The organism is Pseudomonas sp. GZD-209 (genome assembly GCF_049310485.1).
Taxonomy (GTDB): Bacteria; Pseudomonadota; Gammaproteobacteria; order Pseudomonadales; family Pseudomonadaceae; genus Aquipseudomonas; species Aquipseudomonas sichuanensis.
Map to the genome: position 1 here is coordinate 1 of NZ_JBMOWQ010000159.1, position 5,179 is coordinate 5,179.

Sequence of the window (5,179 nt, forward strand, 5' to 3'; positions counted from 1 at the left end):
GTTTTTGCCGTTTCGCGGTGGTCTGTCCGAAGCCATCGCGGGGCAAGCCCGCTCCCACGCCAATTTGTGGGAGCGGGCTTGCCCCGCGAATGTCTACTCTGCCTTGAATACGAGGGTGAAACGGGTCGGCCCTTCGGCCTGGCTACGCACCTCAACCCGCCCGCCATGCAGCTGCATGATCGACTTCACGATCGCCAACCCCAGCCCGGTCCCGCCCTCAAGACGTGACCGTCCGCTGCCCGCCCGGTAGAAACGTTCGAACAGGTGCGGCAGATGCGCCTCGCCAATGCCAGCCCCCTGATTCTCCACCCAGACCCCGACCTCATCGCCCAGCCGCTCGATCCCCACGGTCACCTTTTGCGCTTGCGGGCTATGCCGTATCGCATTGCTCAGCAAGTTCGACAGTGCCCGCTGGAACATCAGCTTGTCCGCCAAGGCCGTACCCCAGCCTTGCAGTTCCAGGGTGATGCCCTTGAGCTCGGCGCTGAAGGCAAACAGCTCACTCACCCGGGCCACCTCGTCAGCCAGTGCCACTGGCTGCAGCGCAACCTGGCTCTGCGGCTGGCTGACCTGGGCGAGGAACAGCATGTCGTTGATGATGCGGTTGAGCCGGGTCAGCTCCTCGACACTGTCCTCCAGCGCTTCACGGTATTTGTCGCCATCGCGCTCGCGGGCCAGGGTCACCTGGGCCTTGCCCATCAGGTTGCCGATCGGCGTGCGCAATTCGTGGGCCAGGTCGTCGGAGAACTGCGACAACTGGCGCACGCCCTGATCAAGGCGGTCGAGCATGACGTTGATCGCCCGGGCCAAGTCGGCCAGCTCGGTCGGCAGGCCATCCACCGGCAAGCGGTGGTCGAGGTCCTGGGCCGACACTTGCCCGGCGATGCGGCGAAAGTGACGCAGCGGGCGCAGGTCACGCTGCACCAGCTTCCAGGCAGCGATGCCGATCAGCAGCAGTAACAGCGGCAAGGCGAGCAGGGTCGAATGCAGGTAGGCCTGCAGCAGGGCGTTGTCGTCGCCGCGGTTGAGCGACATCAGCACATTCACCGGGGTGTCGTCGCGCAGCAGCATCAGGCGGCTGGCGGTGAGCACCTCGTTGCCTTGATCGTCGCGCCACTCGTGGAACACCAGCCGGGGGCTCGCGGCCATTTCCAGCAGGTGCCGGGATTGCAGGGCCGGGCCAAGGCTGAGCAGGGCCGGGTGACGGCCGCTGGTGGCCATGACGCTGAGGCTCAGGTTGTCATGGCCCATCACCAGGTCGAGCAACGGGTGGGCGCGGGTGCCCAGATCGTCGCTGCGCAAGTCCACCCGCAGGTTGTGCTCGACCTGCAGCATCTTGCGCGCCAGGTCCTTGCGCGCCCGGCTGTCCAGCTCGTGGTCGAGGGCGAACACCGCCAGGGTGGCCAGCAGCAGCACCAAGGCTGCGCCCATCAGGGTGACGGTCAGGCCGAGGCGCAGCGACAGGGTTGCGCGCTTCACGCCCGCGCCTCGAGCACATAGCCGACGCCACGCAGGGTGTGGATCAGCTTGTCCTCGAAGGGGGCGTCGATCTTCGCCCGCAGGCGGCGGATCGACACCTCGACCACGTTGGTGTCGCAATCGAAGTTCATGTCCCACACCAGCGAAATGATCTGCGTGCGCGACAGCACTTCGCCGCTCTGGCGCATCAGCAGGTGCAGCAGGGCGAACTCCTTGGCGGTCAGGTCGATGCGCTGGCCGCCGCGGAAGGCGCGGTGGCGGCCGGGGTCGAGCTCAAGGTCGGCGACTTTCAGGGTGCTCGGTTGCAGGCGCTGGTCGTTGCGCCGCAGCAGGCTGCGGATACGTGCCAACAGCTCGGGGAATTCGAAGGGTTTGAGCAGGTAGTCGTCGGCGCCCAGGTCCAGGCCCTTGACCCGATCGGCAAGGCGGCCGTGGGCGGTGAGCATCATGATCCGGGTGGACGACTCGGCGCGCAGGCGCTGCAGCACGCTCCAGCCATCGAGCTCGGGCAGGTTGACGTCAAGGATCACCAGGTCGTAGGGCTGCTGGCGGGCCAGGTGCAAGCCGTCGGTGCCGGTATGGGCGCAGTCGACCACGTAGCCGTTTTCGCGCAGGCCTTGCTGCAGGTAGTCGGCGGTACGGGGTTCGTCCTCGATGATCAGTAGGCGCATGGTGAGCTCGGGTTACGGAAAGGGGGCGATTCTCGACCCTGTAGTGACATCAGGGTCAAGCGGTGAGGATGTTACTGGATGCGAATGGGTAAACGGCGGGGATAACGGATTTGTAATACGCGGGTCATGTGCGTGACAGGGCCGGCCCATCGATCTCGTGGGAGCGGGCTTGCCCCGCGAAGGGGCCGCCTTGCAAGACTGTAATGTCCTGCTCACCTTGGCGTTAGCTGCCCCTTGCGATGATGGCCCTGTCGATACGGTTATCACGAGGCAAGCACGATGAACCTGAGCAAATACCTGCTGCTGGCGATCCTCGCCCTGGGCAGCACCAGCGTTTTCGCCGAAGGCGGCGCGGAGCGTTCCAAGCAGTTCTGGCAGGCGTTCCGCGAGGACCAGGCACGCCTGCACGGCGACAAGCAAGAGGCCGTGGCCGAGCGTGAGCGCAAAGCCGAAGAAAAGGCCCGTGAACTGGCCAAGGATTGAGTAGCCACCACCTGCGCCGCGACAGCTCCTCGCCGCAGGTGTATTCAGGCGCCCCTTCAGGGTAATGCCAGTCAGTCAAGCCAATTGGGGTCGCTGCGCGACCCTTCGCGGGTAAACCCGCTCCCACAGGGCATCGAGATCCTGTGGGAGCGGGTTCACCCGCGAAGGGCTGCAAAGCAGCCCCAACAAGTGCGATGAAGCGCTAACTGACTGGCATTACCCTTTTAGGGCGCCTTTTTTATTTACGCGCCAGCAGCGTGGCGCGGCGCGGCGCCGGCAGGCCTTCGACGGTCTTGCCGTGGTCGTTCGGGTCGAGGAAGTCGCCCAGCGACTGGTAGCGCATCCACTCGGTGCTGCGCTGCTCCTCGACGCTGGTAACGCTGACATCGACGCAGCGCACATCGCTGAACCCGGCGCGGCGCAGCCAGCGCTCCAGCGCCGGCACCGACGGCAGGAACCACACGTTGCGCATCTGCGCATAACGGTCCTCGGGCACCAGCACCTGGTTTTCATCGCCCTCGATCACCAGGGTTTCCAGCACCAACTCGCCACCTTTCACCAGGCAGTCCTTGAGCGCCAGCAGGTGCTCGATGGGCGAACGGCGGTGGTAGAACACGCCCATGGAGAACACCGTGTCGAAACCTTCCAGGTTGGCCGGCAGCTCCTCCAGGGCAAACGGCAGGTGCCAGGCCGGCAAGTCCGGCAGGTACTGCTGCACCGCCTGGAACTGGCAGAAGAACAGCCAGTTGGGGTCGACCCCGATGACCATGTCGGCACCGGCGCCGAGCATGCGCCACTGGTAGTAGCCGTTGCCGCAACCCACGTCGAGCACGCGCTTGCCCGCAAGGTCCAGGTGCGGGCCGACCCGCGACCATTTCCAGTCCGAGCGCCATTCGGTGTCGACGTGCACACCGAACAGGTCGAACGGCCCCTTGCGCCAAGGCGACAGCCCCATCAAGGCCTGGCGCATCTGGGCCCGGGTGGCGTCGTCGCAATCGCAGTCCAGGCGCAGGCCGTCGACCAGGTCGACCTCGCTTGGCGTCAGGCGTGGCAGCGCTTCGAGCGCGCCGCGCCAGCGGTCGAGGTCGCCGTGGCCCTTTTCCAGCTTGGTTTGCAGTTGTGCCTGCAGGCCTTGGGACCAGGTGGCGAGGGGCGTGCCCGCCAGGCGGCGGACGAGAGGGGACAGATCGATCATGGCAGGGCTATCAGCGAGGCAAAGTTAAGGCATTGGAACCAGGGCACGACCTTGGAGAAACCGGCGGCGCGCAAGCGCTCGGCATGGGTTTCCAACGTATCGGGCTTCATCACGTTTTCGATGGCGCTGCGCTTCTGGGCGATTTCCAGTTCGCTGTAGCCATTGGCCCGTTTGAAGTCCAGGTGCAGGTCGTTGAGCAGTTGCTGTTGCTGGTCGTCGGCGAAGCGCAGCTTCTCCGAGAGGATCAGCGCACCGCCCGGCAGCAGGGCCTGGCGAATGCGGCCGAGCAACTCCAGGCGCTGTTCGGGGGCGATGAACTGCAGGGTGAAGTTCATTGCCACCACCGAGGCGGGCTCGAACGGCAACGACAGGATGTCGGCCTCCAGCACCTGTACCGGCAACAGCTCCTGGAACATCGAGTCCTGGGCCGTGAGGTACTGGCGGCAGCGCTCGACCATGGCCGCGGAGTTGTCCACGGCAATCACCCGGCAACCCTCAGTGCGCACGTGCCGGCGCAGGGCCTGGGTCACCGCGCCCAGCGAGGCGCCGAGGTCGTACAGCGCGGTATTGGGTTGGGCGAAGCGCGCGGCCAGCACGCCAAGGTTCTCGACGATGGTCGGGTAACCGGGCACCGAGCGCTTGATCATGTCCGGGAACACTTGCACCACGTCCTCGTTGAAAACGAAGTCGGGTACCTGCTCCAGGGGCTGGGCGAAAAGGCGGTCGGGTTGTTTGCTCACGAAGGGTCCGGGCGGCTGGCAATCTACAGGGGCGGCATTCTAGCCAAACCACGGCAAGCTTGCATGACTGGCTGACCGGCGCCGCCGGCTCACTTGACCCGAATGGCGCAATCGAAGGTCTGCACCGGGCGCACTTCCGGGGCCCAGGGCTGTTGGTAGACCAGGATCAGGTGGCCCTCGCCGGCGGCCTTGGCCTGGAAGCGCCAGGTGGAGATCCCGCCGCTGCCGACGATACCGGCTTCCTCGGGGGTGCTGTACACCTCGGGGCCGAGGGCGCGGAGGATTTCCGGGGCCGGGTTCTGCAACAGCCAGCGGTAACCGGTGCTGGGGTTGCTGGGCAGGGTGAGGGTCATGGTCTGGCCGACCTGCAGGCGCGTCGGGCATTCGCTTTCGGCGTCCAGTTCGACGTTGCGTTGCGGCTGTTGCGCGCAGGCGGTGAGCAGGGCGAGGCCCAGGGGAACGAGCAGACGAGGGAGGGTCATGTTGGCTCCGGAGGCTGAAGTTGCCTGAGGATAACCGAAGTTGTGCTGCCTGTGCCGGCCTCATCGGGGGGGGGGGGGGGGGGAGGCGCATGTGTTAGCGTAACACGCAGGGTGGGTGGGAATCGGTTG

At 65.8% G+C, this 5,179-nt stretch carries 6 protein-coding genes; 1 reads left to right on the forward strand and 5 read right to left on the reverse strand.

Features of this window, described 5'->3' with window-relative positions; genetic code table 11:
• Nucleotides 1-93: 93 nt before the first annotated feature.
• Complete coding sequence (locus tag ACO6VM_RS18495; protein ID WP_422403620.1) at nucleotides 94-1,479, reverse strand: heavy metal sensor histidine kinase; 1,386 nt, start codon at nucleotides 1,477-1,479, stop codon at nucleotides 94-96.
• A complete protein-coding gene (locus ACO6VM_RS18500) occupies nucleotides 1,476-2,150 on the reverse strand; it encodes a heavy metal response regulator transcription factor (protein WP_422403621.1) in 675 nt (224 codons plus the stop codon). Before ACO6VM_RS18500 ends, ACO6VM_RS18495 begins: the two co-directional genes overlap by 4 nt.
• 279 nt (nucleotides 2,151-2,429) lie before the next feature.
• Between ACO6VM_RS18500 and ACO6VM_RS18505 the strand changes: the two genes are divergently transcribed.
• Entirely contained in the window at nucleotides 2,430-2,633 is a 204-nt protein-coding gene (locus ACO6VM_RS18505) for a hypothetical protein (RefSeq protein WP_110995103.1), read from the forward strand.
• A 238-nt stretch (nucleotides 2,634-2,871) separates the two neighbouring features.
• Here the strand turns inward: ACO6VM_RS18505 and cmoB are convergent, their stop codons facing one another.
• The 3 genes from cmoB to ACO6VM_RS18520 all read right to left on the reverse strand — a co-directional run bounded on the left by cmoB (nucleotide 2,872) and on the right by ACO6VM_RS18520 (nucleotide 5,050).
• Nucleotides 2,872-3,828 carry a tRNA 5-methoxyuridine(34)/uridine 5-oxyacetic acid(34) synthase CmoB gene (gene cmoB, locus ACO6VM_RS18510; protein WP_422403622.1) on the reverse strand — a complete coding sequence of 319 codons (957 nt, stop codon included), beginning with the start codon at nucleotides 3,826-3,828 and terminating at the stop codon, nucleotides 2,872-2,874.
• Nucleotides 3,825-4,568: a carboxy-S-adenosyl-L-methionine synthase CmoA gene (gene cmoA / locus ACO6VM_RS18515; RefSeq protein WP_125462821.1), complete on the reverse strand. Its 744-nt coding sequence runs from the start codon at nucleotides 4,566-4,568 to the stop codon at nucleotides 3,825-3,827. The genes cmoB and cmoA overlap by 4 nt, the downstream gene beginning before the upstream one ends.
• Nucleotides 4,569-4,657: 89 nt before the next feature.
• A complete protein-coding gene (locus ACO6VM_RS18520) occupies nucleotides 4,658-5,050 on the reverse strand; it encodes a protease inhibitor I42 family protein (RefSeq protein WP_422403623.1) in 393 nt (130 codons plus the stop codon).
• Between the last annotated feature and the right edge of the window lie 129 nt (nucleotides 5,051-5,179).

Excerpts from the sequence above, each read along its gene's own strand:
- ACO6VM_RS18500 (WP_422403621.1), bottom strand. The coding sequence starts at position 2,150 with ATGCGCCTACTGATCATCGAGGACGAACCCCGTACCGCCGACTACCTG.
- ACO6VM_RS18505 (WP_110995103.1), top strand. The coding sequence starts at position 2,430 with ATGAACCTGAGCAAATACCTGCTGCTGGCGATCCTCGCCCTGGGCAGC.
- cmoB (WP_422403622.1), bottom strand. The coding sequence starts at position 3,828 with ATGATCGATCTGTCCCCTCTCGTCCGCCGCCTGGCGGGCACGCCCCTC.
- ACO6VM_RS18520 (WP_422403623.1), bottom strand. The coding sequence starts at position 5,050 with ATGACCCTCCCTCGTCTGCTCGTTCCCCTGGGCCTCGCCCTGCTCACC.